This window comes from Modestobacter sp. SYSU DS0511, from assembly GCF_054050755.1.
On the sequence record NZ_JBJGZY010000018.1, the window covers coordinates 43,508 to 66,635 of the forward strand.

The 23,128-nt window shown below is 74.5% G+C and carries 25 protein-coding genes; 6 read left to right on the forward strand and 19 right to left on the reverse strand.

What is annotated here, in order from left to right:
* Window positions 1–13: 13 nt before the first annotated feature.
* From ACI783_RS11060 to rpsP, 10 genes are all read right to left on the reverse strand, one after another.
* Window positions 14–334 carry a DUF2469 domain-containing protein gene (locus ACI783_RS11060; protein ID WP_457066408.1) on the reverse strand — a complete coding sequence of 107 codons (321 nt, stop codon included), beginning with the start codon at window positions 332–334 and terminating at the stop codon, window positions 14–16.
* Complete coding sequence (locus ACI783_RS11065; RefSeq protein WP_457140482.1) at window positions 331–1,131, reverse strand: ribonuclease HII; 801 nt, start codon at window positions 1,129–1,131, stop codon at window positions 331–333. Before ACI783_RS11065 ends, ACI783_RS11060 begins: the two co-directional genes overlap by 4 nt.
* A 316-nt stretch (window positions 1,132–1,447) precedes the next feature.
* On the reverse strand, window positions 1,448–2,140 hold the full coding sequence (locus ACI783_RS11070; protein WP_457140483.1) for a LuxR C-terminal-related transcriptional regulator: 693 nt from the start codon (window positions 2,138–2,140) through the stop codon (window positions 1,448–1,450).
* Between the two features lie 216 nt (window positions 2,141–2,356).
* On the reverse strand, window positions 2,357–3,403 hold the full coding sequence (gene lepB, locus ACI783_RS11075; RefSeq protein ID WP_457140484.1) for a signal peptidase I: 1,047 nt from the start codon (window positions 3,401–3,403) through the stop codon (window positions 2,357–2,359).
* A 146-nt stretch (window positions 3,404–3,549) separates the two neighbouring features.
* Entirely contained in the window at window positions 3,550–3,906 is a 357-nt protein-coding gene (gene rplS, locus ACI783_RS11080) for a 50S ribosomal protein L19 (RefSeq protein WP_457084732.1), read from the reverse strand.
* Between the two features lie 203 nt (window positions 3,907–4,109).
* Entirely contained in the window at window positions 4,110–4,610 is a 501-nt protein-coding gene (locus ACI783_RS11085; RefSeq protein WP_457140485.1) for an NUDIX hydrolase, read from the reverse strand.
* Window positions 4,611–4,620: 10 nt separating this feature from the next.
* Window positions 4,621–5,367, reverse strand: a complete 747-nt coding sequence (gene trmD / locus ACI783_RS11090; RefSeq protein WP_457140486.1) for a tRNA (guanosine(37)-N1)-methyltransferase TrmD — start codon at window positions 5,365–5,367, stop codon at window positions 4,621–4,623.
* On the reverse strand, window positions 5,364–5,879 hold the full coding sequence (gene rimM, locus ACI783_RS11095) for a ribosome maturation factor RimM (protein ID WP_457140487.1): 516 nt from the start codon (window positions 5,877–5,879) through the stop codon (window positions 5,364–5,366). The genes trmD and rimM overlap by 4 nt, the downstream gene beginning before the upstream one ends.
* Before the next feature lie 44 nt (window positions 5,880–5,923).
* A complete protein-coding gene (locus ACI783_RS11100; protein ID WP_014742367.1) occupies window positions 5,924–6,160 on the reverse strand; it encodes an RNA-binding protein in 237 nt (78 codons plus the stop codon).
* Between the two features lie 3 nt (window positions 6,161–6,163).
* The gene (gene rpsP / locus ACI783_RS11105; RefSeq protein WP_457140488.1) at window positions 6,164–6,604 is read right to left on the reverse strand and encodes a 30S ribosomal protein S16; all 441 of its coding nucleotides are present in this window, start codon (window positions 6,602–6,604) and stop codon (window positions 6,164–6,166) included.
* A gap of 155 nt (window positions 6,605–6,759) precedes the next feature.
* On the opposite strand from rpsP, the gene ACI783_RS11110 reads away from it, so the two are divergent.
* On the forward strand, window positions 6,760–7,161 hold the full coding sequence (locus ACI783_RS11110; protein ID WP_457140489.1) for a VOC family protein: 402 nt from the start codon (window positions 6,760–6,762) through the stop codon (window positions 7,159–7,161).
* Here ACI783_RS11110 and ACI783_RS11115 read toward each other — a convergent pair.
* From ACI783_RS11115 to ACI783_RS11150, 8 genes are all read right to left on the reverse strand, one after another.
* Window positions 7,122–7,496: a ribonuclease E inhibitor RraB gene (locus tag ACI783_RS11115; RefSeq protein WP_457140490.1), complete on the reverse strand. Its 375-nt coding sequence runs from the start codon at window positions 7,494–7,496 to the stop codon at window positions 7,122–7,124. The two genes, ACI783_RS11110 and ACI783_RS11115, sit on opposite strands and share 40 nt — an antisense overlap.
* The gene (locus ACI783_RS11120) at window positions 7,489–9,237 is read right to left on the reverse strand and encodes a proline--tRNA ligase (protein ID WP_457140491.1); all 1,749 of its coding nucleotides are present in this window, start codon (window positions 9,235–9,237) and stop codon (window positions 7,489–7,491) included. The genes ACI783_RS11115 and ACI783_RS11120 overlap by 8 nt, the downstream gene beginning before the upstream one ends.
* A gap of 175 nt (window positions 9,238–9,412) precedes the next feature.
* Complete coding sequence (locus tag ACI783_RS11125; RefSeq protein ID WP_457140492.1) at window positions 9,413–10,498, reverse strand: amidohydrolase family protein; 1,086 nt, start codon at window positions 10,496–10,498, stop codon at window positions 9,413–9,415.
* A gap of 4 nt (window positions 10,499–10,502) precedes the next feature.
* Window positions 10,503–12,113 carry a signal recognition particle protein gene (gene ffh, locus ACI783_RS11130; protein WP_457140493.1) on the reverse strand — a complete coding sequence of 537 codons (1,611 nt, stop codon included), beginning with the start codon at window positions 12,111–12,113 and terminating at the stop codon, window positions 10,503–10,505.
* 147 nt (window positions 12,114–12,260) lie between these two features.
* Complete coding sequence (locus ACI783_RS11135) at window positions 12,261–12,443, reverse strand: hypothetical protein (RefSeq protein WP_457085233.1); 183 nt, start codon at window positions 12,441–12,443, stop codon at window positions 12,261–12,263.
* Window positions 12,444–12,574: 131 nt separating this feature from the next.
* Window positions 12,575–14,944 (reverse strand): [protein-PII] uridylyltransferase, encoded by a 2,370-nt coding sequence (locus ACI783_RS11140; protein ID WP_457140494.1) that lies wholly within the window; start codon window positions 14,942–14,944, stop codon window positions 12,575–12,577.
* Between the two features lie 171 nt (window positions 14,945–15,115).
* Window positions 15,116–15,454 carry a P-II family nitrogen regulator gene (locus ACI783_RS11145; RefSeq protein WP_089304115.1) on the reverse strand — a complete coding sequence of 113 codons (339 nt, stop codon included), beginning with the start codon at window positions 15,452–15,454 and terminating at the stop codon, window positions 15,116–15,118.
* Window positions 15,451–16,773: an ammonium transporter gene (locus tag ACI783_RS11150; RefSeq protein WP_457140495.1), complete on the reverse strand. Its 1,323-nt coding sequence runs from the start codon at window positions 16,771–16,773 to the stop codon at window positions 15,451–15,453. Before ACI783_RS11150 ends, ACI783_RS11145 begins: the two co-directional genes overlap by 4 nt.
* A gap of 412 nt (window positions 16,774–17,185) precedes the next feature.
* Here ACI783_RS11150 and ACI783_RS11155 point away from each other — a divergent pair, with 412 nt between their 5' ends.
* The 5 genes from ACI783_RS11155 (at window position 17,186) to ACI783_RS11175 (ending at window position 21,777) form a co-directional block, all read left to right on the forward strand.
* A complete protein-coding gene (locus tag ACI783_RS11155) occupies window positions 17,186–17,977 on the forward strand; it encodes an energy-coupling factor ABC transporter permease (RefSeq protein ID WP_457140496.1) in 792 nt (263 codons plus the stop codon).
* A complete protein-coding gene (locus tag ACI783_RS11160) occupies window positions 17,974–18,333 on the forward strand; it encodes a PDGLE domain-containing protein (protein WP_457140497.1) in 360 nt (119 codons plus the stop codon). The genes ACI783_RS11155 and ACI783_RS11160 overlap by 4 nt, the downstream gene beginning before the upstream one ends.
* A 1-nt stretch (window position 18,334) precedes the next feature.
* Window positions 18,335–19,120, forward strand: a complete 786-nt coding sequence (gene cbiQ, locus ACI783_RS11165) for a cobalt ECF transporter T component CbiQ (RefSeq protein ID WP_457140498.1) — start codon at window positions 18,335–18,337, stop codon at window positions 19,118–19,120.
* Window positions 19,117–19,866 (forward strand): energy-coupling factor ABC transporter ATP-binding protein, encoded by a 750-nt coding sequence (locus ACI783_RS11170; RefSeq protein ID WP_457140499.1) that lies wholly within the window; start codon window positions 19,117–19,119, stop codon window positions 19,864–19,866. Before cbiQ ends, ACI783_RS11170 begins: the two co-directional genes overlap by 4 nt.
* A 93-nt stretch (window positions 19,867–19,959) precedes the next feature.
* Complete coding sequence (locus ACI783_RS11175) at window positions 19,960–21,777, forward strand: SpoIIE family protein phosphatase (protein ID WP_457140500.1); 1,818 nt, start codon at window positions 19,960–19,962, stop codon at window positions 21,775–21,777.
* Window positions 21,778–21,883: 106 nt separating this feature from the next.
* Here ACI783_RS11175 and ftsY read toward each other — a convergent pair whose 3' ends face one another.
* Complete coding sequence (ftsY, locus tag ACI783_RS11180) at window positions 21,884–23,092, reverse strand: signal recognition particle-docking protein FtsY (RefSeq protein WP_457140501.1); 1,209 nt, start codon at window positions 23,090–23,092, stop codon at window positions 21,884–21,886.
* Window positions 23,093–23,128: the final 36 nt, after the last annotated feature.

Consider the following 23,128-nt stretch of genomic DNA (forward strand, 5'->3'; position numbering starts at 1 on the left):
AGGGCAAGCAGGGTCAGGGCAGGCGCGGGTTGTCCGGCAACTCGAGGTCGGGCTTGTCCAGCTCCTCGACGTTGACGTCCTTGAACGTCACCACCCGCACGTTCTTCACGAACCGCGCCGGCCGGTACATGTCCCAGACCCAGGCGTCGGTGAGGGTGAGCTCGAAGAACACCTCACCGCCGGCGTCCCGGACCTGCAGGTCGACGCTGTTGGCCAGGTAGAACCGCCGCTCGGTCTCCACCACGTAGGAGAACTGGCGGACGATGTCCTTGTACTCGCGATAGAGCTGCAGCTCCATCTCGGTCTCGTACTTCTCGAGGTCCTCGGTGCTCATCGCGTGTGCTCCACGAGTGCCGGCGTGGGCAGGCCGGCGCGGTGGTCGGCAGCCCGCGGGATGGATCCGGAGACGAGCTCCGGGAGGTCGTTCGACTGGGCGGGCACGGGTCCATCATCGGGCATGGCCCGCCTCCCCGGCAGCGCCGGTGCCCGCGCGGCGTGCGCGTCCCGCGCCCGGGCCACGTTGACGAACCGCATCCGGTGCTCGGGGCAGGGGCCGTGCTCGTCCAGCGCCGCGCTGTGGGCGTCGGTGATGTACCCCTTGTGCACGTCGAAGCCGTAGGCGGGGAACCGCTCGTGCAGGTCGAGCATCATCCGGTCCCGGGTGACCTTGGCCAGCACGGAGGCCGCGGCCACGCAGGCAGCGACCCGGTCGCCTTTCCAGACCGCCAGGGAGGGCTGGGCCAGGCCGCTGACCGGGAAGCCGTCGGTGAGCACGTACTCCGGTCCGGGGTCCAGGGCGTGCACCGCCCGGCGCAGGGCCTCGATGTTGGTCACGTGCATGCCCCGGGCGTCCAGCTCGGGCACGGGGATGACGACGACCGACCAGGCGAGCGCCCGCTGGACGATCTCGGCGTGGACCTGCTCCCGGGTGGCCGGGGTGAGCAGCTTGGAGTCGGCGAGCCCGGGCACGCGGCCACGGCGGCCGGCCGGCAGCACGCAGGCGGCCGCGACGAGGGGACCGGCGCAGGCACCGCGCCCGGCCTCGTCGGCGCCGGCGATGGCGGCGAACCCGCGGCGGCGCAGGGAGCGCTCCATCTCCCAGAGGGTGTCGGAGGCCTCCGCGGCGGACACGCCGCGGGAGCGGGGAGCAGTCGGGGTGGATCGGGCAGGCATCGACTGCCGACCCTACGACGCCGGGGGGACGTCGTGGCCCGCGGACCGAACGGCGGCGCACCCGGCGCGGCCCGGACACACCACGACCCGGACACACCACGGCCCGGACACACCACGAGCCGGTCCGCGGGGGAACGGGGACCGGCTCGTGGCGGGCGAGCGTGGTCGGCGCGTGCCGACCAGCCCGGCCTGCCGGGGCGTGGGGGGACGTCCCGGCCGTCGGGTCGGGTCGGGGGCCGCGGCGCGTTGCCCGGTCCGTCCCCGGCCCGCCGGCTCAGACGCCGGTGGCGGTGAAGGAGTGCGCGCCGCAGGTGCAGCCGGGGTTGCGGGCCGAGAGCACCAGCGACACGGCGTGCGCACGGTCGCGGGCGCCGAGCTTGCGCAGGATCGCCTTGACGTGGGACTTGACGGTGTCCTCGCTGATGAACAGGTTCCGGCCGATCTGCCGGTTGGACTGCCCCTGGAGGAGCTCGTCGAGGACGTCGGACTCGCGACGGGTCAGCGGCACCTCGGGGGTCAGCGGCTTGGCGACCGGCTCGGCCCCGCCCTCGGTGCGGCGGATCTGCGGGTCGACGACGGTGCGCCCGGCGCGGGCCGCGAGCACCGCCCAGCCCAGCAGCGTGGGCGAGGTGTTCATCAGCAGGTAGCCGCGGACGCCGGCGGCCAGCGCCTCGTTGACCACGGCGGGGTCCTCGGAGGTGGCGATGGCGACGATCGCGATCTGCGGATAGCGGCGGCGCAGGTCGCGGCAGGCGTTGAGGGTCGCGGCCCGGCCGGCGCCCAGCTCGACGACGACGGCGTCGGGGCGGGCGGAGTCGGCGAGGGTCAGCGCGCGGCGGGGCTCCCCGGGGGTGCCCACCGCCTGCATGCCGGCGGTCTCGTTGATCATGCCGATCAGCCCGCGGCGCAGAACCGGGGCGTCCGCGAGGATCATGACGCGGGTGACGCCGCGCGTGGTGCTCGCCATGGGTGCAGACACTGTCTGACTCTCCGTTCGGGTCTGATGACTCTCTGCGATGTACATCGACCGGGTGAACGAATTGCTTGAACAACTTCCGCAAACTTCTTCGCGGGACGCGCGCAGATCATGCCGAAAGGCGCATCAGGAGGGTCGCCGAGCGTGCCCGGACGACGGCGCGCCTGCTCGACAGTGGCCCCGCAGGAGCCTTGCGGGGCGGGACCGTCAGTCGACCGAGGAGCCCCGCGCCGGCCGGGTCTGCGCGGGCCGGCGCACGCGCCGCCAGCCGGTGCGGGGCGGACGTCGGGACGGCCCTGCCGCCCGGGCCCGCCGCTGCCCGTGTCGCCGTCGCCAGGCGGTCAGCGGCGCGGCGCCGGCCAGCCCCAGGACGTAGGGCACCGCGACCGCCGCTCCCCCCTGGATCGGCACGCCGCCGGGAGTGGCGGCATCGGCCTGGATGTCCGGGTCGTCGATGAGCCCGAAACGGTCCAGCGGCCAGACGATCACGGCCGCCTTCCCGATGACGTCGTCCTCGGAGATGGTGCCGGAGTACTGGTCGCCGACGTGCGATCGGGAGTCCGCGGACGCCGAGCGGTGGTCGCCCATCACCCACAACCGCCCCTCGGGCACGGTCACCGGGGAGAAGGCGCGGGACTCGGGCGGGTTGTCCTGGTAGATGTACGGCTCGTCCAGCGGCTGCCCGTCGACGACCACCCGCCCCTCCGGGTCGCAGCACTCGACCGTCTGCCCTCCGGTGGCGATCACCCGCTTGACGTAGTCGTCCTCGCTGGGCGGGGCCACGCCAATCGTCCGGCCCAGGGTCAGCAGCGCCCCGGTGAACCAGTTGCTCGGCTCCGCCACCGTGATCTCCGGGGCCCAGGTGTCCGGACCGCGGAAGACGACGACGTCGCCGGGCTCCGGCTCGCCACCGAACCAGTAGGGCACCTTGTTGACCAGCACGCGGTCGCCGGTGCAGCCCGGGCAGCCGTGCAGCGTCTGCTCCATCGACCCCGACGGGATGAAGAACGCCTGCACCAGGAACGTCTTCACCAGCAGCGCCAGCACGAAGGCGATGACCAGCAGCACCGGCAGCTCCCGCAGCAGGGAGCCCTTCTTCGCCGGCGCGCGTCCACCGCGCGCCGCCGCGGGCGCGCCGCCCGGCTCAGGTGCGCCGGACCGGCGGTCGCCCGCCTCCGGGGAGGACGGGGAGTCCGGGGTTCCGTCCCGCGAGGGACGGCCGGCGGACGAGTCGGTGGGCCCGTGCGTGCTCATCGCCGATCAGCGTACGGTCCGCGCGCCACCCCGCCCGGCGGAACGCCGGGCAGGGTGGCCACCGCACAGCGCCGGGGCCGGCCGGAGAACGCGAACGGGCCGGCTGCCCGAAGGCAGCCGGCCCGTTCGACGCGGAGACGCTGGGGTCAGCGCGCGACGACCTCGCGCTTCTCCTTGATCTTGGCGGCCTTGCCGCGCAGCTCACGGAGGTAGTACAGCTTCGCCCGGCGGACGTCACCGCGGGTGAGCACCTCGATCTTCTCGACGACCGGGGTGTGCACCGGGAAGGTGCGCTCCACGCCGACGCCGAAGCTGACCTTGCGGACGGTGAAGGTCTCGCGGATCCCGCCGCCCTGGCGCCGGATGATGACGCCCTGGAAGACCTGGACGCGCGAGCGGTTGCCCTCGATGACCCGCACGTGCACCTTCACGGTGTCCCCGGGGCGGAAGTCGGGGATGTCGTTGCGCAACGACGCGGCGTCGAGGGCGTCCAGGGTGTTCATCGCAGCAGTCCTCAGATCTAGGGAACTCGTCGTGTAACGGGCAGCGGGGTCCCGGTGAGTCCGTACCGGGGGGCCGCGCTCCACCACCCGCGTCGTCGTCCGCGACCTCGTGCAGGACGTGGTCACGCGACGTCGTCGTCAGGTGCGGAGCCACTGTCGACAGGAGCCGACGGCGTGCAGCAGCTCTCTACTGTGCCACATCTTCAGGTGACGATGCGCGGCGGCCCCGCCCACGGGCCCGCGAGCAGCTGCGGGAGCGCGTCGGCGAGGTCGCGCGGGGCGAACGCCGCCCCACCCGCGGCGATCTCCGCGACGCTCCACCAGCGGTGCGGCTCGTCGGCGAGCAGCTCCAGCTCGGTGCGCCCGGCCACGTCGACCTCGTGCCGGACGTCGCGCAGCACGAAGAAGGTCTCCCGCGAGTCGATCTCCCGCCCACCCCAGCGGCCCAGGTGCCGACGCAGCCACACCGGCCCCTCCAGTTCCGCGGGGTCGGCGCGCAGGCCGGTCTCCTCGGCGAGCTCACGGACGGCGGCCGTGCGCAGGTCCTCGCCGTCCTCCACTCCCCCGCCGGGCGTGTACCAGAACAGCACCTCGCCGGGGACGGCGTCCGGGCCGGTGAGCCGCGCGCCGAGCAACAGCACGCGCTGGGCCGGGTCGAGCACCAGCACGCGCGCCGTCGGCCGCACCCAGGGCCGGTCCGTCACGGCTGGTCCCTCACGGCTGGGGGTCGGCGTCCAGCGCGGCCCGGTCGGCCGGCGACAGCGCCTCGGCCGGCAGCGCGGCGAGCAGGTCGGGACGGCGGTCGGCGGTACGCCGGAGTGACTGCGCGCGTCGCCAGCGGGCGATCGCCGCGTGGTCGCCGGAGAGCAGCACCTGCGGCACGTCGTGGCCGCGCCAGCTGGCCGGGCGGGTGTAGGAGGGCCCTTCGAGCAGCCCGTCGGCATGCGAGTCGAACTGCACCGACTCGGCGTTGCCGACGACGCCGGGGATCAGCCGGGTGACCGCCTCGACCATGACCAGCACCGCGGACTCCCCGCCGGCGAGGACGTAGTCACCGATGGAGACCTCCGAGACCGGACCCGCCGAGGCCGCCCAGTCCGCGACCCGCTGGTCGATGCCCTCGTAGCGGCCGCAGGCGAAGACCAGGCCGGGTTCGGTGGCCCACTCGGCGGCGACTGCCTGGGTGAAGGGCCGGCCCGCCGGGGTCGGCACGACCAGCCGAGTGCCGGGGGGCCGGACCTCCTCGAGCGCCCGGGCCCACGGCTCGGGGCGCATGACCATGCCGGGGCCGCCGCCGTAGGGGGCGTCGTCGACCGTGCGGTGGACGTCGTCGGTCCACTGCCGCAGGTCGTGCACCCCGATGCTGACCAGCCCGCGCTCGGCGGCCTTGCCCAGCAGCGACTGGCGCAGCGGCGCGAGGTACTCGGGGAAGATCGAGACGACGTCGACGCGAAAGCTCACAGGTCGAGCAGCCCCTCGGGCGGGTCGACGACGAGCCGGCCACCGGCGACGTCGACCGTCGGCACCATGGCCGCGACGAACGGCACGAGCAGCTCGCGGCCGTCGGTGCGCCGCACGACCAGCAGCTCGGCGCCCTCGTGCTGCACGGCGGTCACCTCGCCCAGCGGCGTCCCGTCGGTCAGCTCGGCGGCCAGGCCGATCAGCTGGTGGTCGTAGAAGGAGTCCGGGTCGTCGAGCTCGGGCAGCGCGTCGACCGGGACCAGCAGCTGCGTGTTGCGCAGTGCGTCCGCGGCCTCCCGGTCGGCTATCACCGTGCCGTCGGGCCGGGACAGGGTGAGCAGCAGCGTGCCGCTGTGCCAGCGCATCCCGGCGACGGTGAGCGGGCCGCGGGACGGCGGGTCGGTGAGCAGCACCGACCCGGGGGCGAACCGCAGGTCGGGATCGTCGGTGCGCACCTCGACGGTCACCTGACCACGGACACCGTGGGGCCGGCCGATGCGGCCGACCACCACGGTGTCGGGGTGTGCGGGGGTGGCGCCTGCGGCGCCGGGAGTGCTCAGCGCCCGTCGGTGTCGACGACGTCGACCCGCAGGCCGCGGCCGCCGACACCGGTCATGACCTGGCGCAGCGCCTTGGCGGTGCGCCCGCCGCGGCCGATGACCTTGCCGAGGTCGTCGGGGTGCACCCGGACCTCGAGGGTCTTGCCGCGGCGGCCGTTGACCAGGTCGACCACGACGTCGTCGGGGTTGTCGACGATGCCCTTGACCAGGTGCTCGAGCGCTTCTTCCAGCATCTCTTACTCGGCGGTCATCTCGGTGACGGCCTTGTCGACCTTCTCCTCGTCGACCTTCGGCGCGGCCTTCTTGCGCGGGGTGGTCGCCTCGGTCGTCGGCTCGTCGGCGGCGGCGCGAGCGGCCTCCTCGTAGAGGGCCTTCTTGTCCGGCTTCGGGGCCGCGACCTTCATCGGGGCCGGAGCCGGCTCGCCCTTGAACTTCTGCCAGTCACCGGTGACCCGGAGGATCGCGGCGACGGCCTCGGTCGGCTGGGCGCCGACACCGAGCCAGTACTGCGCGCGCTCGCTGTCGACCTCGATGAAGGACGGGTCCTCCTTCGGGTGGTACTTGCCGATCGTCTCGATCGAGCGACCGTCCCGCTTGGTGCGGGCGTCGGCGACGACGATGCGGTAGTACGGCGCGCGCATCTTGCCCAGGCGCATGAGCTTGATCTTGGTGGCCACGGTGTGTGGTGTGCTCCTCGAACGTGTGTGGTTGCCCGCCGGACGGTCGCGTGGGGGTACGCCGGGGCGAGGCGATGGACACGGGCGGGGATGGTGAGAGGGCCACCCGCCGCCGTGTTCGACAGACCATGATGCCAGACGCGAGGGAAGAGCTCATGACCGCTGCCGGACCGCTGCACCACATCGAGCTGTGGGTGCCCGATCTCGCCCGGGCGGAACGGTCCTGGGGGTGGCTGCTCACCGCCCTGGGCGCGGAGCCGTTCCAGCGCTGGGAGCACGGGCGCTCCTGGCGCTGGGGCGAGGGCGCGTACCTCGTGGTCGAGCAGTCGCCGGCACTGACCGGCGACCGGCACAACCGCCGCGCCCCCGGGCTGAACCACCTGGCGTTCTCGGTGCACGACCTGGACGCGCTGGTCACCGAGGCACCCGACCACGGCTGGGCCCTCCTGTTCCCCGACCGGCACCCGTGGGCCGGCGGGCCGGACCACCGGGCGGCGTACCTGGAGGACGCCGACGGCTACGAGGTGGAGCTGGTCGACGGGTCGCCCGGCTCCTGAGGCGGGACGAGGAAGCCACCCCAGCCGTCGTAGCGGCCGCCGTGCCGCTCGACGATCGCCACGACCTCCCGGGTGAAGGTGGCCGCGGTCTCGTGGTCGACCGCGGTCATGGCGCTGAACTCCAGCCAGACGGTGAGCAGCCGGCGGTACAGCCCGTCGACCCGGTAGCCGGCCGCGGTGAGCTCCCGCCCGGCCGCCACCGCCGCCCTCCGGCTCCGGAAGGCGGCGGTGTGGTCGATCGGACGTTCGCCCGCGACCTGGTCGCCCTGCGCGATCCGTGTCTCGACCTGCTCGGCGGTCTCCCGAAGCTGCGCGGCGAGGCTGCGGTCAGCCACGGACGGCGGCGAGGACGGCGTCGGCCGCCTCGGCCACCGCGACCTCGGAGCGCTCCCCCGTCGCCCGGTCGCGCACCTCGATCGTGCCCTCGGCCAGCCCGCGCCCCACGGTGACGATCGTCGGCATGCCGAGCAGCTCGGCGTCCTTGAACTTGACCCCAGGTGACACCTTCGGGCGGTCGTCGAAGAGCACGGTGAGCCCGGCGGCCACCAGCTCGCCGGCCAGGGTCTCGGCGTACTCGAAGACGGCGGCGTCCTTGCCGGTGGCGACCAGGTGGACGTCCGCGGGTGCGACCGAGCGCGGCCAGCGCAGGCCGAGCTCGTCGTGGGTGGACTCCGCGATGGCAGCCACCGCCCGGGAGACGCCGATGCCGTAGGAGCCCATGGTGACGGTGACCAGCTTGCCGTTCTCGTCGAGCACCTTGAGGTCCAGCGCCTCGGCGTACTTGCGACCCAGCTGGAAGATGTGGCCCATCTCCACGCCGCGGGCCAGCTCCAGCGGGCCGGAGCCGTCGGGCGCGGGGTCGCCGGCGAGCACCTCGGCGGCCTCGATCACGCCGTCCCAGGTGAAGTCTCGCCCGGCGACCAGGTCGAACACGTGCTTGCCCGGCTCGTTGGCGCCGGTGATCCACCGGCTGCCGGGCACCACCCGCGGGTCGACCAGGTAACGGATGCCGGTCTTGCTCTCGGTGCCCAGCACCTGCGGGCCGATGTAGCCCTTGACCAGGTCGGGGTGGGCGGCGAAGTCGGTGAACGGCTCGACCTCGGCGGGCGAGACCTGGGCCTCCAGCCGCTTGGCGTCGACCTCCCGGTCACCGGGCAGACCGATCACCAGCGGCTCGCGGGTGCCGTCGGGGTGGGCCAGCGTGACCACGACGTTCTTCAGCGTGTGCGCGGCGGTGTACCCGGCGTCCGGGAACTTCTCGTTCGCCACCGCGACCAGGGTGTCGATGGTCGGGGTGTCGGGGGTGTCCTCGACGTGCGCCTCGGGCAGCCCGTCGAACGGGATCGACTCGGGGACGACGGTCGACACCGCCTCCACGTTCGCCGCGTACCCGCCCGGCGAGCGGACGAAGGTGTCCTCCCCGATCGAGGTCGGGTGCAGGAACTCCTCGCTCTTGGAGCCGCCCATCGCCCCGGACATGGCCGAGACGATCACGTAGTCCAGGCCCAGCCGGTCGAAGATCCGGATGTAGGCCTCGCGGTGCGCGGCGTAGGAGCGGTCCAGGCCGGCGTCGTCGACGTCGAAGGAGTAGCTGTCCTTCATGGTGAACTCGCGGCCGCGGAACAGCCCGGCCCGGGGCCGCGCCTCGTCCCGGTACTTGGTCTGGATCTGGTAGAGCGAGACCGGCAGGTCCTTGTAGGAGCCGTAGAGGTCCTTCACCAGGAGGGTGAACATCTCCTCGTGGGTGGGGCCGAGCAGGAAGTCGTTGCCCCGCCGGTCCTGCAGCCGGAAGAGGTTGGGGCCGTACTCGGTCCAGCGGCCGGTCGCCTCGTAGGGCTCGCGCGGCAGCAGCGCCGGGAAGTGCACCTCCTGCGCGCCCATCGCGTCCATCTCCTCGCGGACGATGCGCTCGACGTTGCGGAACACCCGCCACCCCAGCGGCAGCCAGGTGAACCCGCCCGGCGCGGCCCGCCGGATGTAGCCGCCCCGGGCGAGCAGCCGGTGGCTGGGGACCTCGGCATCGGCCGGGTCGTCGCGCAGCGTGCGCAGGAAGGACGTCGACATACGAAGGAGCACGGCGCAAGCATCCCAGGCGCCCGGGGAACGCCGTCCACGGGTTTGCCGGGGCGCCGTCCTGGCTCACCGTGCGTGCTCCTGGCTCACCTCGCACCGTGAGCCAGGATCACGCACGATCAGGTCTCCTGATCCCGGGCAGGCGACGGCGCAGCGGGGGCGGGGCGGCTCGGCCGGTTCAGCCGACGACGCGGCCGCGGAGCACCAGTCGTTGCGGTCGCTGCAACGTGTCCAGCTCGACGCGGGGGTCGGCCGCGTAGACGGCGAGGTCGGCCGGTGCCCCCTCGACGATGCCGGGCAGGCCGAGCCAATCCCGTGCCGCCCAGGAGGCCGCGGCGACCGCCGCCTCGGCGGGCAGGCCGGCCGCGTGCAGCGCCCGCACCTCGTCGGCGATCACCCCGTGGTCGATGCCGCCGCCGGCGTCGGTGCCGGCGAACACCGGCACACCGGCCTCGTACGCGGCCCGCACCACCGCCCCGGCCCGTGCGTACAGCCGCCGCATCGTGGAGGCGTAGGCGGGGAACTTCTTCTCCCCCGCCGCCGCGAAGCCGGGGAAGTTCTCCACGTTCACCAGGGTGGGGACGACGGCGGTGCCGCGCGCCGCCATCTGCCCGACCAACTCCTCGGTCAGCCCGCTGCCGTGCTCGATGCAGTCGATGCCGGCGCCGATCAGGTCGGGCAGGGCGTCGGTGCCGAAGGTGTGGGCGGTGACCCGGGCGCCCTCCTCGTGGGCGGCGGCGATCGCCGCGGCCACGACGTCGGCCGGCCACTCCGGCGCCAGGTCACCCACGCCGCGGTCGATCCAGTCGCCGACCAGCTTCACCCAGCCGTCACCCCGCCGGGCCTGCACCCGGACCTGCTCGACGAGGTCGGCCGGCTCCAACTCGAGGGCGAGCCCGGGGATGTACCGCCGGGTCGCGGCGAGGTGCCGACCGGCCCGGATGACCCGCGGCAGGTCCGCGTGCTCGTCGAGCACCCGGGTGTCGACCGGTGAGCCGCAGTCGCGCAGCAGCAGCACGCCGGCATCCCGCTCGGCGAGCGCCTGGGCGCGGAGCCCGTCGAGGTCGCCGACGTGGTCACCGCCGTGCCCGAGGCCGACGTGGCAGTGTGCGTCGACCAGGCCGGGCAGCACGAACCCGTCCCGGCCGACCGTCTCGGCGCCGGGGACGGGCTCGAAGGTGATCCGCCCGTCGCGCACCCACAGGTCGCGGTGCTCGCCCTCGGGGAGGACGACGCCGGACAGGTGCAGGGCGGGGGCGGTCACCGGCTCAGCGGCCCCCGTCGTTGAACTGGTCCTTGAACGGGCCGTCCTTGAACTGGCTGAAGTCGAGCTTGGAGAGGTCGGGCAGCGCCTGGCCGGGCGGCAGCCCGGGCACCCCACCGGGGGGCTGGCCGCCGGGCAGCTGACCGGGCATCCCGCCCGGGAAGCCGCCCATGGCGCCGGGCGCGCCGATCGGCCGGCGGGCCGGGCCGCTCTTCTTGCCGCCCTTGCCCTTCTTGCCCTTGCCGCGCGCCTGCACCTGGTTCTGCCGGCCGCGCTGCTTCTTCGACATGGGGCCCATGCCGGGCATGCCCATGCTGCCGGCCATCTGGCCCATCATCTTCTGCGCCTGGGCGAACCGCTCCAGCAGCTGGTTGACGTCGGTGACGCTCATCCCGGAGCCGTTGGCGATGCGCACCCGGCGCGAGGCGTTGATGATCTTCGGCGTGGCGCGCTCGGCCGGCGTCATCGACCGGATGATCGCCGCGGTGCGGTCCAGGTCGCGCTCGTCGACCTGGGCGAGCTGCTCCTTCATCTGACCGGCGCCGGGCAGCATCCCCAGCAGGTTGGCGATCGGGCCCATCTTGCGGATCGCCATCATCTGCTCGAGGAAGTCCTCGAGGGTGAACCCCTCGCGGGCGGCCAGCTTGCCGGCCATCCGCTCGGCCTGGTCGGCGTCGAACGCCTGCTCGGCCTGCTCGATGAGCGTGAGCACGTCGCCCATCCCGAGGATGCGCGAGGCCATCCGCTCGGGGTGGAAGACGTCGAAGTCGGCGAGCTTCTCACCGGTCGAGGCGAACATGATCGGCTGACCGGTCACGTGCCGGACGGAGAGCGCCGCACCACCACGGGCGTCGCCGTCGAGCTTGGTGAGGACGACGCCGGAGAAGCCGACGCCCTCCTGGAATGCGGTCGCCGTGGTGACCGCGTCCTGACCGATCATCGCGTCGACGACGAAGAGCGTCTCGTCGGGCTGCACGGCGTCGCGGATGCCGGCGGCCTGGGCCATCAGCTCGGCGTCGATGCCCAGCCGGCCGGCGGTGTCGACGACGACGACGTCGTGCATCGTGCGCCGCGCGTGGTCGATCGACTCGCGGGCCACCGCGATCGGGTCGCCGACGCCGTTGCCCGGCTCCGGGGCGAAGACGTCGACGCCGGCCTGCCCGGCCACGACCGACAGCTGCTGCACCGCGTTGGGGCGCTGGAGGTCGCAGGCGACCAGCAGCGGGGTGTGGCCCTGCCCCTTGAGCCAGCGGCCGAGCTTCCCGGCCAGGGTCGTCTTACCGGCACCCTGCAGACCGGCCAGCATGATCACCGTCGGCGACTGCTTGGCGTAGCGGATCCGCCGGGTCTCGCCACCGAGGATGCCGATGAGCTCCTCGTTGACGATCTTGATGATCTGCTGCGCCGGGTTCAGCGCCTGGGAGACCTCGGCGCCGCGCGCCCGCTCCTTGACCGAGGCGATGAAGGACCGGACGACCGGCAGCGCGACGTCGGCCTCGAGCAGGGCGATCCGGATCTCGCGCGCGGTGGCGTCGATGTCCTCGTCGGAGAGCCGGCCCTTGCCGCGCAGACCGGTGAAGACCTTGTCCAGGCGGTCGGAGAGGGTCTCGAACACAACACGTCCTCAAGCAGTCGGGCGCGCAGCCGCCGCCGGAGTCCGACGGCTCGGCTCGGGCACCCGGGGCCACCCCGGAGCCGTCACGCCACCTCGGACCAGCCTAACGACCTCCGGGCGGGCACGGTCGCCGCGGCGTGCCTCGGGTCAGGCCGCGCGCTGCCGCTCCCCCGCCGACACGTCGCCGTTCACGATCGCCGCGCCGCAGTCGACGCACAGCCACTCCGGGCACTCGCCGCCGTCCTCGGTGTGGCCGTCGATGCACGGCGGTTGCTCGAACCGGGTGTCGTGCCCGCAGCTCACACAGGGCCAGGTCGGCAGCTCGCTCACGAGAGGTCTCCTTCCGTCGCGTCCGTGATCCCGGCGGTCCCGGCGATCCCGGCGCCGGGCGTCGTCCGGCACCTGCAACGTGCCACGAGGGTCCGACAGAACCCGACGCACCCGCCCGTGCCGGGTGTCGCTCAGCTGTCGCGGGCGGGCAGCGCCGCGGGGTCGCGGGCCTCGCCACGGGCGGCCGCGACCAGCGCCCGCTCGACGCGTTCGCGCTGGCCGGCGTCGATCGGGGTGCCGCTGGGGTCGGCGACGTAGAAGGCGTCGACGGCGTCCGCACCCAGCGTCTCGATGGTGGCCGAGCTCACGTCCAACCCCTCGCCGGCCAGCGCCGCGGTGAGCCGGTGCAGCAGCCCGGCGCGGTCGGTGGCGCGCACCTCCACCAGGCCGGTGACCCCGGTGGCCTCGGCGTCGAACCAGGAGACCCGCGGCGGTCGCCCCGGCGCCCGGTCCTGGCTGTAGTCGTGCTCCCGCTGCCGCAGCCGCTCGGCCAGCGGGAGCGTGCCCTCCAGCGCCGCGCGGACGCCGTCGGCGAGGATCTCCGGCACGGGGGCGCGGCCGAACCGGGGCCGGACGGCGAACACCTGCGTGGCGTGCCCCCCCTCCACGCTGACCCGGGCGGCGCGCACGTCCAGCTGGTTGAGCGCCAGCACCCCCGCGCACAGGCTCAGCAGGCCGGGGCGGTCCGGCGCGCCGATGGTGATCTGCTGACCGTCCAGCACGTCCTCCATGCCGACCGTCACCGGCTCGGTGGGCCCGGGGATCGCCGGAGCGGGGGCGGTCACCGTCGGCGCGGTCGGCTCGAGCACCGGCTCCGGCGTCGCGGTGCTGCCCAGCCGGGCCGCCACCCGAGCCACGAGCGCGGCGACCAGGTGGGCCTTCCAGGGCGACCACGCGGAGGTGCTGGTGGCGGCGCCGTCGGCCTGGGACAGCGCGTGCAGCAGCTGGAGCAAGGCGGCGTCGGCGTCGATCGCCTCGACCACCCGGTCGACGGTCAGCGGGTCGTCCAGGTCCCGGCGGGTGGCCACGTCGGGCAGCAGCAGGTGGTGGCGCACCATCGCGACCAGCGTCGCGACGTCCGGCGGGCTGAACCCCATGCGGGCGGCCATCTCCCCCACCACGACCACTCCCACCTCGGTGTGGTCGCCCGGCCAGCCCTTGCCGATGTCGTGCAGCAGGGCGCCGACCAGCAGCAGATCGGGCCGGTCGACGTCGCGGGTGAGCTCGGCGGCCGCGGCGGCCGCCTCGACCAGGTGCCGGTCGACGGTGAACCGGTGCCAGGGGTGGCGCTGCGGCAGCGACCGCACCCGGTCCCACTCCGGCAGCATCCGGGACAGCAGCCCCTCCTGGTCGAGCTGTTCGAGCACCGGGACGGCGCTGCGCCCGCTGGCCAGCAGGCGCAGGAACGACCAGCGGACCTCCGGCGGCCACGGCTCGGGCAGCGGCGGGGCGTGCACGGCGAGGACCTTGAGCGTGTACGGCGACAGCAGCAGGTCCGCCCGCGCGGCAGCGGCGGCGCCGCGCAGCACCAGCCCGGGGTCGGCCGCCGGCCGGGCGTCGCGGGCCAGGACGACCTCGTTCCCCTGGCGGACCAGCCCCTCGGCCAGTGGTTCCCGGCGCACCCGTCGGTACCGGGCGCGGGGGCGGCGGACCAGCGAGGCGTCCACCCGGCGCCAGGTCTCGTCGGCGACGAAGGCCAGCCGGCGACCGGCCAGGCTGACCTGGCGCAGCAGCGCGTCGTCGTCGGCCAGCCCGAGCGCCTCGGCGACCGGCCGCTGCTCCTGCCGGACCAGCACGTCGGTGACCCGGCCGGTGTGCGCCCGCAGGGCGTCCCGGGCGTCGAGCAGCAGCGCGTACGCCTGCCCCGCGTCGGCCGGCGGCTGGTCGGCCAGCTGGGCGGCGGCCAGGGCGCGGAGCACCTGCCCCTCCCGCAGGCCGCCGTAGGCCTCCTTCAGGTCGGGCTCGAGCAGGAAGCCCAGCTCGCCGACCTGGCGGCCGCGGGTGCGCCGCAGGTCGCGCAGCTCGGGCAGCAGCCGCCCGGCGTGCTGCCGCCAGGAGGCCAGGGTGGCGGTGCGCAGCGCGGTGCTGACCTCCGGGTCGCCGGCCACGTGGCGGACGTCGAGCAGGCCGAACCCCGCCTTGACGTCGTCACCGGCGACCGCGACCGCCTCCGCCACGGTGCGCACGGAGTGGTCCAGGCGCAGCCCGGCGTCCCAGATCGGGTACCAGAGCGCGTCGGCCAGCGCCGCGATCTCCGGCCGGCCGTCGTGCACGAGCACCAGGTCCAGGTCACCGTGCGGGGGCAGTTCACGCCGGCCCAGGCTGCCGACCGCGACCAGTGCGACCCCCTGCCCGGCCGGTGTCGCCGGCGGGGCCCCGCGACGGCCGGGCGGGCGCGGGGTGCCGACGAGCGCTTCGGCGAGGAGGCCGGCCAGCCAGGTGTCCACCGCCTGGACCCGCTCGGCGCGGGGCAGGCGGGGCAGGGCGTCGAGGTCGAGCACGCAGCACCTCTCGCGGTCGTCGGGGCGGTGGGCGGGGCGCGCAGGGTGTCGGGTCCGGTGAAAGGCGTCGGCCGGGGCGGCGGGTCTCCCCACCGCCCCGGCCGAGGTCAGCTCGGCCCCGTCCCGAGGCTCACCCGAGCGTGCGAGGGATGAGAAGGACGGGGTCCTTTCTCAGAGCGCGTCGGCTCCGCGCTCTCCGGTGCGGACCCGGACGATCTCGTCGATCGTGGTGACCCACACCTTGCCGTCGCCGATCTGCCCGGTGGAGGCGGCCTCGACGATCGCGTCGACCACCCGAGCGGCCTCCACCTCGCCGACCACGACCTCGATCCGCACCTTCGGCACGAAGTCGACCTGGTACTCCGCCCCGCGGTAGACCTCGGTGTGGCCGCGCTGGCGACCGAAGCCCTGCACCTCGCTGACGGTGAGACCGGCGATGCCGATCAGCTCGAGGGCGTTCTTGACGTCGTCGAGCTTGAACGGCTTGACGATGGCGGTGACGAGCTTCACGCCCGGCTCCCTTCCGTGTTGCGCGCCTCGGCGCGTGCCTGGCCACCCAGGGGCGCGGTGCTGCCACCGCCACCCAGGGAGGCGAAGTCATACCCGGACTCAGCGTGCACCACCGTGTCGATGCCGGTGACCTCGTCGTCCTCGGTGAGCCGGAAGCCGATCGTCTTCTGGATGAGGAAGCCGATGACCAGGGTCAGGACGAACGAGTACGCGAGCACCGCCAGGGCGCCCACGACCTGACGCCACAGCTGGTCGACGCCGCCGCCGTAGAAGAGGCCGTCGATCCCGGCCGGCGCGGCGGCCGTGCCCACGAAGCCGACCAGGATGGTGCCGACCAGGCCACCGACCAGGTGGACGCCGACGACGTCGAGCGAGTCGTCGTAGCCGAGCTTGAACTTCAGGCCCACCGCGAGGGCGCAGAGCGCACCGGAGACGGCGCCCACGATGATCGCGCCGATCGGCGAGACCGCCGAGCAGGCCGGGGTGATGGCGACCAGACCGGCGACGACGCCGGAGGCGCCACCCAGCGAGGTGGAGTGCCCGTCGCGGATCTTCTCCACCAGCAGCCAGGCCAGCGTGGCGGCACCGGTGGCGACCAGCGTGTTCACCCAGGCGACGGCGGCGGTGTTGTCCGCGGCGAGGGCGGAGCCGGCGTTGAAGCCGAACCAGCCGAACCACAGCAGCCCGGCGCCGATCATCACCAGCGGCAGGTTGTGCGGGCGCATCGCCTCACGGCCGAAGCCCCGGCGCTTGCCCAGGACGAGCGCCAGCGCGAGGCCGGCCGCGCCGGCGTTGATGTGCACCGCGGTGCCGCCGGCGAAGTCGATCGCAGCGAGGTCGTTGGCGATCCACCCGCCCACCACGTCGTCGTCGTCGAAGGCGAAGACCCAGTGCGCGACCGGGAAGTAGACGACGGTGGCCCAGATGCCGGCGAAGACCATCCAGGAGCCGAACTTGGCCCGGTCGGCGATGGCGCCGGAGATGAGGGCGACGGTGATGATCGCGAAGACGGCCTGGAAGCCGACGAACGCCATGGTCGGGAGCGCCGCGTCGGTGTCCTCCATCAGGCCGTTGAGCCCGAAGTACTCGAAGGGGCTGCCGAGGAGCCCGAGCCCGATGTCGTCGCCGAAGGCGATCGAGTAGCCGTAGAGCACCCACAGGACGCTGATCAGCGCCAGCGCGCCGAAGCTCATCATCATCATGTTGAGGACGCTCTTCGCGCGGACCATGCCGCCGTAGAACAGTGCCAGGCCTGGGGTCATCAGCAGCACGAGGGCAGCGCTGGTGAGGATCCAGGCGGTATTGCCGGTGTCGAGCACGGCAACCTCCTGAGGGTGTCGTCGGCCATCGGCCGCAAGCGGGGGCCCGGGGGCCTCGGGGTCGACCACCGCCCGTGCGGGCGGCGGGTTGAGCCGGCGCCTCCATCGGAGGGCGACGGGGGTGAACGGTGCCGACCCCGTGTTTCCGGCGGCGGCGCGGACGTGTTTCGCGGTCGTGAACTCCGCTGCGCGTGTCGGCCGGTTCTGTTCCAGCCGTGTTGCAGAGGCCTCGACGAGGCCTGCCGGCCGGGCCCGAGGTGCAGTACGTCACCTGCCCGCCGCTTCCCGGTCACCTTGTTGCAAGAAGCGTGCAACTGCGAGAGGTGTGCAATAAAGTCGGTCCGTCGCAGCGCTGCGGCCGGCAGCGCCCGGGCCGCCCGGCCGGCGCACCACCCGACGTCCGGAGGTCCGCGTGCACGTCCCCGATGGCTACCTCGACGCGGCCACCACCGCCGGCACCGCGGCCGTGGCCGCCGCCGGGGTCGCGCTGGCCCTGCGTGGCTCCCGCCGCGAGCTCGACGAGCGGACCGCGCCGATGGCCGGCCTCACCGCCGCCTTCGTGTTCGCGGTCCAGATGATGAACTTCCCGGTCGCCTACGGCACCAGCGGCCACCTGATCGGCGGTGCGCTCACCGCCGTCCTGGTCGGCCCCTGGACGGCGGCGCTGTGCATGACCGTCGTCCTGCTGGTGCAGGCCCTGGTCTTCGCCGACGGCGGGCTGACCGCGCTGGGCACGAACGTCACGCTCATGGCGCTGGTCGCCGTGGCGGTCGGCTACGGGGTCTTCGCCGGGCTCCGCCGGGTGCTGCCGGCCGGCCGGACCGGGCTGCTCGCCGCGGCCGGGGTGGGCGCGTTCCTCTCGGTGCCGGTGGCGGCGCTGGTCTTCGCCGGCCTCTTCGGGCTCGGCGGGGTCGCCGACGTCTCACTGGTGGCGGTCGCCGGCGCCATGGGCGGCGTGCACCTGCTGATCGGGCTGGGCGAGGCGGCCATCACCGTGGCCGTGCTCGGTGCGGTCCTCGCCGTCCGCCCGGACCTCGTGCGCGGCGCCCGGCACCTCACCCGGTCGGCCGGCACGCTGGCCCCGCGCCCGGAGACGGCCGGCCGGCCGCGCACCCCGAACACCACCGCACCGAACACCACCGCGACGCTGCCACCCGCCGGCGCCGACGAGCGGCCGGTGCTCACCCCGACGGACGCCCGGTGACCGCACCGCAGCGCCGCACCCGCGTCTTCCTGCTGGCCGGCCTCGTCGTCGCGCTGCTGATCGCCGGCGTCGGCAGCTACTACGCCAGCTCCGCCCCCGACGGCCTGGAGGCCACCGCCGAGGAGCAGGGCTTCGGCCACACCGCGCAGGACAGCGCCGTCGCCGGCTCCCCGCTGGCCGACTACGGCACCGCGGGGATCGACGACGCCCGGCTCTCCGGTGGACTGGCCGGCGTCGTCGGGGTGCTGCTGGTCCTGGTGCTGGCCGGCGGGCTCACGCTGGTGCTGCGCCGCGGGGACCAGAGCCGGGACGAGCCGGCCCCCGCCGACGACGCCGTTCCCGCCGCCCGCGACTGAGGTGGGCGCCGGACACGCGCACGGCGGCCTGGGGGCGACCTTCGTCCCCGGCGACAGCCCGGTGCACCGCCTCGAGCCGCACGCCAAGCTCGTCGCCGTCCTGGCCTTCGCGTTGGTCGTGGTGCTGACGCCGGTGCACGTCGGGTGGGCACCGCTGGCCTACGCCGGCTTCCTGACGCTGCTGCTGGCCGTGGCGGCCGCCGCCCGGGTGCGCCCCGGGCGGCTGTTGCGCGGCCTGGTGGTCGAGGTGCCGTTCGTCCTCTTCGCCGTGCTGCTGCCGTTCGTCGCCCGCGGCCCCCGCACCGACGTGCTCGGGCTCTCGCTGTCCGAGAACGGGCTGGCGGCCGGCGGCAGCATCCTGGCCAAGGCCACGCTGTCGGTGCTCGCCGCCACGCTGCTGGCCGCGACCACCGACCCACGGGCCCTGCTGCGCGGCCTGGAGCGGCTCCGGATGCCCTCGGTGCTCGTGCAGATCCTGGGCTTCATGATCCGGTACGCCGACGTGGTCGGCGGCGAGCTGCGCCGGATGCGGGTGGCCCGGGAGTCCCGCGGCTTCCACGCCCGGCACCTGGGCGCGCTCAAGGTGCTGGGCCCGGCCGCCGGGTCGCTGTTCATCCGCTCCTACGAGCGCGGCGAGCGCGTGCACCTGGCGATGCTGTCCCGCGGGTACACCGGCCGGATGCCCAGCGGGCCGGTCGCCGTGGTGGGCGCCCGGTCCTGGGCGCTGGCGCTCACCTTGCCCCTGGCCGCGGCCGCCGTCCTGACGGCGGGTTCACTGCTGGGGTGAGCACTCCCCCGCCGTCCCTGGTCGTGGACGACCTGGCGTTCGCCTACCCCGACGGGCACCAGGCGCTGTTCGGCGTCGACCTGCGGATCGCACCGGGCGAGCGGGTGGCGCTGCTGGGCCCCAACGGCGCCGGCAAGACCACGCTGGTGCTGCACCTCAACGGCATCCTGCGCGGCGGGCGCGGCCGGGTGGAGGTCGGCGGCCTGCCGGTGACCGACCGCTCGCTGCAGGAGGTGCGCCGCCGGGTCGGGATCGTCTTCCAGGACCCCGACGACCAGCTGTTCATGCCCACGGTCGGCGAGGACGTCGCCTTCGGCCCGCGCAACCTGGGCCTGCCCGAGCCCGAGGTCGCCCGCCGGGTGGCCGACGCGCTGGCCGCCGTCCGGATGGCCGACGCCGCCGACCGCCCGCCGCACCACCTGTCCTTCGGCCAGCGGCGTCGGGTCGCCGTCGCCACCGTGCTGTCGATGCAGCCGGAGGTGCTCGTCCTCGACGAGCCCAGCAGCAACCTCGACCCGGCCGGCCGGCGCGAGCTGGCCGAGGTGCTCCAGTCGCTGCCGGTGACGATGCTGATGGTCACCCACGACCTGCCCTACGCCCTGCAGCTGTGCCCGCGCTCGGTCGTGCTGGACGGCGGCGTGATCGTCGCCGACGGCCCGACCCGGGAGCTGCTCGCCGACTCCGCGCTGCTGGCCGACCACCGGCTCGAGCTGCCCTTCGGTTTCGACCCTCGCGCGGTCGACTGAGCCCTGCGCGGAAGACCACGTTGCATCGGCGGCCGGCGCGGGTAGCCCCGATCGTCGGTCCGGGGGCAGGAACGGGCAGGAGGCAGCAGGGACGTGGCAGAGGGACGGCCGCCGTACCGGGTGAGGCCCGAGGCGCTCCCGGTGCCCGACTACGCCCAGGTCTTCGAGGTGGCGCCCGCACCGTTCCTGCTGCTCACCCCCGACTTCGTCATCGTGCACGCCAACCGGGCCCGGCGGGAGGTGACGGCGACGACGCTGGAGGAGAACGTCGGGCGGCACGTGTTCGACCTGTTCCCGGCCAACCCCGACGATCCGGCCGCGGACGGCATCGCCAACTTCGCCGCCTCGCTGGCCGAGGCGCGGGACACCCGCCGGCCGGTCACCATGGCGATCCAGAAGTACGACATCCGGATGCCCGACGGCACGTACCACGAGCGCTTCTGGAGCCCCCGCAACGTCCCGGTCCTGGACGAGGCCGGGGAGGTCGTCCTGCTGCTGCACCGCTCGGACGACATCACCGACTACATCCGGGACCGGGACGAGGCCCGCCGGGAGGCGGCGCGCCGCCAGCACCGGGTGGCCCAGGTCGAGTCGGACCTGTTCAGCCGTGCCCGGGAGCTCGAGCAGCTGAACGCCCGGTTGCGGGAGGTCGGGGAGCAGGAACGGCGGACCGCCCGATCGCTGTCGGGGTTGGCGGCGACCGTCTCGGCGCTGGCGCAGGCGGAGACGACGCAGGAGCTGCTGGAGCTGCTGTTCCAGCACGGCCGCGAGGCGCTCGCGGTCGACGCCGCGGCGGTGGCCCTCAGCCGCCCCGGCGGCGGACCGCTGCGGTTGACCGAGTCCCGCCACGGCCGGCTGTTCGGCGCCGACCTGGCCGTGGACTCACCCCTGCCGATGGCCGTGGCCGCGGCCGGTGCGCCCCGGATCGTCAGCGACGCCGCGCTCAGCGGCTGGTCGGACGCGGAGGCCACCCGCGTCGCCGAGGGCCTGGGCGTCCGGTCGTGGGCGGCCCTGCCGCTGCGTGCCGGCGGCCGGTTGCTGGGGTCCTGGACGGTCGGCTGGGCCCAGCCGCGCGACTTCGCCGACGAGGACCTCCAGGTCCTGGAGGCCTATGCGGCGCAGTGCGCGCAGGCGGTCGAGCGGGTCGCCCGGTTGGAGGAGGAGCGCCGCCGGGCCAGCGTCACCCGCAGCCTGTCGGAGGCGCTGCAGCGCTCCCTGCTCACCGCGCCGCCCCAGCCGGACCACCTCCGGATCGGGGTGCGCTACCGGCCGGCCGCCCGCGAGGCGCAGGTCGGCGGCGACTGGTACGACGCGTTCCCTTCCGCCGACGGCGCGACCACGCTGGTGATCGGCGACGTCACCGGGCACGACCGGGATGCCGCGGCCGCGATGGGCCAGCTGCGCAACCTGCTCCGCGGGATCGCGCACGCCCTGGACGCCCCGCCCGCACCGGTGCTGACCGCGCTGGACCGGGCCGTCGCCGACCTGGGGGTGACCACCCTGGTGACCACGGTGCTCGCCCGGGTCGAGCAGACCCCGGAGCAGGCGGTCTCCGGTGTGCGCACGCTGCGCTGGGCGAACGCCGGGCACCTGCCGCCGCTGCTGACCAGGGCCGACGGGACGGCGCAGCTGCTCGAGCGCCCCCGGAACCTGCTGATCGGCGTCGACCCGGACACGCCGCGGACCGACCACGCGGTGGACCTGCGGCCCGGGGACACCGTCGTCCTCTACACCGACGGCCTCGTCGAGCGCCGGGACGCGACCCTCGACGAGGGCCTGGACCGGCTGCTCACGGCCGCCGGCGAGCTGGCCGGCACCCCCGTGGACGAGCTGTGCGACGCCCTCCTGGCGCGGATGGCGCCGGACTTCGCCGACGACGTCGCCCTGCTCGCGCTGCGCATCGCCCCGTAGGCCGACCACCGGACCCCTGGTGTGCGTCAGCCGACGAGCACACCGGCCGGCCTCCGCCCCCGGTCCGCTCCTCCCTCGCAGAGCTCGGTCGATGCTCCCGGCGGCGTCAGCCGACGATCGCCTCGGCGAAGGCCTCCGGCTCGAACGGCGCCAGGTCGTCCGGCCCCTCCCCCAGCCCGATCAGCTTCACCGGGATGCCCAGTTCCCGCTGCACCGAGACGACGATGCCGCCCTTCGCGGTGCCGTCGAGCTTGGTCAGCACCACCCCGGTGACGTCCACCGCCTCGGTGAACACGCGCGCCTGCACGACGCCGTTCTGCCCGGTGGTCGCGTCCAGCACGAGCAGCACCTCGTCGACCGGGCCGTGCTTCTCCACCACGCGCTTCACCTTGCCCAGCTCGTCCATCAGCCCGGACTTGGTGTGCAGCCGGCCGGCGGTGTCGACCAGCACGGCGTCGACCTCCCCCTCGATGCCCGAACGCACCGCCTCGAACGCCACCGCGGCCGGGTCGCCGCCCTCCCGGCCGCGCACGGTGAGCACGCCCACCCGCTCGCCCCAGGTCTCCAGCTGGTCGGCGGCGGCGGCGCGGAAGGTGTCGGCCGCGCCGAGCAGCACGCTCTTGCCGTCACCCACCAGCACCCGGGCGATCTTGCCGACCGTCGTCGTCTTCCCCGCGCCGTTCACCCCGACGACGAGGACGACGGCGGGGCGGCCGTCGTGCCGGTCGGTGTGCAGCGTGCGGTCCAGGTCGGGGCCGAGGACGGCGGTCAGCTCGCGGACCAGCAGCTGCCGCAGGTCCTCGCCGGAGGCGGTGGCCAGCACCAGGCTCTGGGTGCGCAGCCGGGAGACGATCTGGGTGGTCGCGGCGACGCCGACGTCCGCGGCCAGCAGGGTCTCCTCGATCTCCTCCCAGTCGTCCTCGGTCAGCTTCTCCCGGCCGAGCACGGTGAGCAGGCCGCGGCCCAGCGAGGACTGCGACCGGGCCAACCGGGACCGCAGCCGGATCAGCCGGCCGGCCGAGGGAGGCGGCGTCTCGAAGACCAGGCCCGGCTCCGGCTCCGCCGGGGGCAGCTCGACCGGCTCGGCCACCGGCAGGTCGGCCGGGTCGACGGCGGTCGACCCGGTGCGCTCCGGTGCGGGGGCGGGCGGGGCGGTGGGCTGGGGCGGGCGGGGCCGGGTCAGCGTGGTGCCGGCCGCGGCGTCGTCGTCCAGCCGGGTGGTGCGCCGTCCCCGACCGACCAGCAGACCGACGGCGGACACCAGGCCGACGACGAGGATCGCGACCGCGATCAGCACGTACTCCACGAACTCCATGGAGGCAGTCTCCCAGCCGCGTCCGCCCCGACGCAC

Excerpts from the sequence above, each read along its gene's own strand:
- ACI783_RS11100 (WP_014742367.1), bottom strand. The coding sequence starts at position 6,160 with ATGCTGGAAGAAGCGCTCGAGCACCTGGTCAAGGGCATCGTCGACAAC.
- lepB (WP_457140484.1), bottom strand. The coding sequence starts at position 3,403 with ATGAGCACGCACGGGCCCACCGACTCGTCCGCCGGCCGTCCCTCGCGG.
- ftsY (WP_457140501.1), bottom strand. The coding sequence starts at position 23,092 with ATGGAGTTCGTGGAGTACGTGCTGATCGCGGTCGCGATCCTCGTCGTC.
- rplS (WP_457084732.1), bottom strand. The coding sequence starts at position 3,906 with ATGAACACCCTGGACGCCCTCGACGCCGCGTCGTTGCGCAACGACATC.
- ACI783_RS11060 (WP_457066408.1), bottom strand. The coding sequence starts at position 334 with ATGAGCACCGAGGACCTCGAGAAGTACGAGACCGAGATGGAGCTGCAG.
- ACI783_RS11070 (WP_457140483.1), bottom strand. The coding sequence starts at position 2,140 with ATGGCGAGCACCACGCGCGGCGTCACCCGCGTCATGATCCTCGCGGAC.
- ACI783_RS11110 (WP_457140489.1), top strand. The coding sequence starts at position 6,760 with ATGACCGCTGCCGGACCGCTGCACCACATCGAGCTGTGGGTGCCCGAT.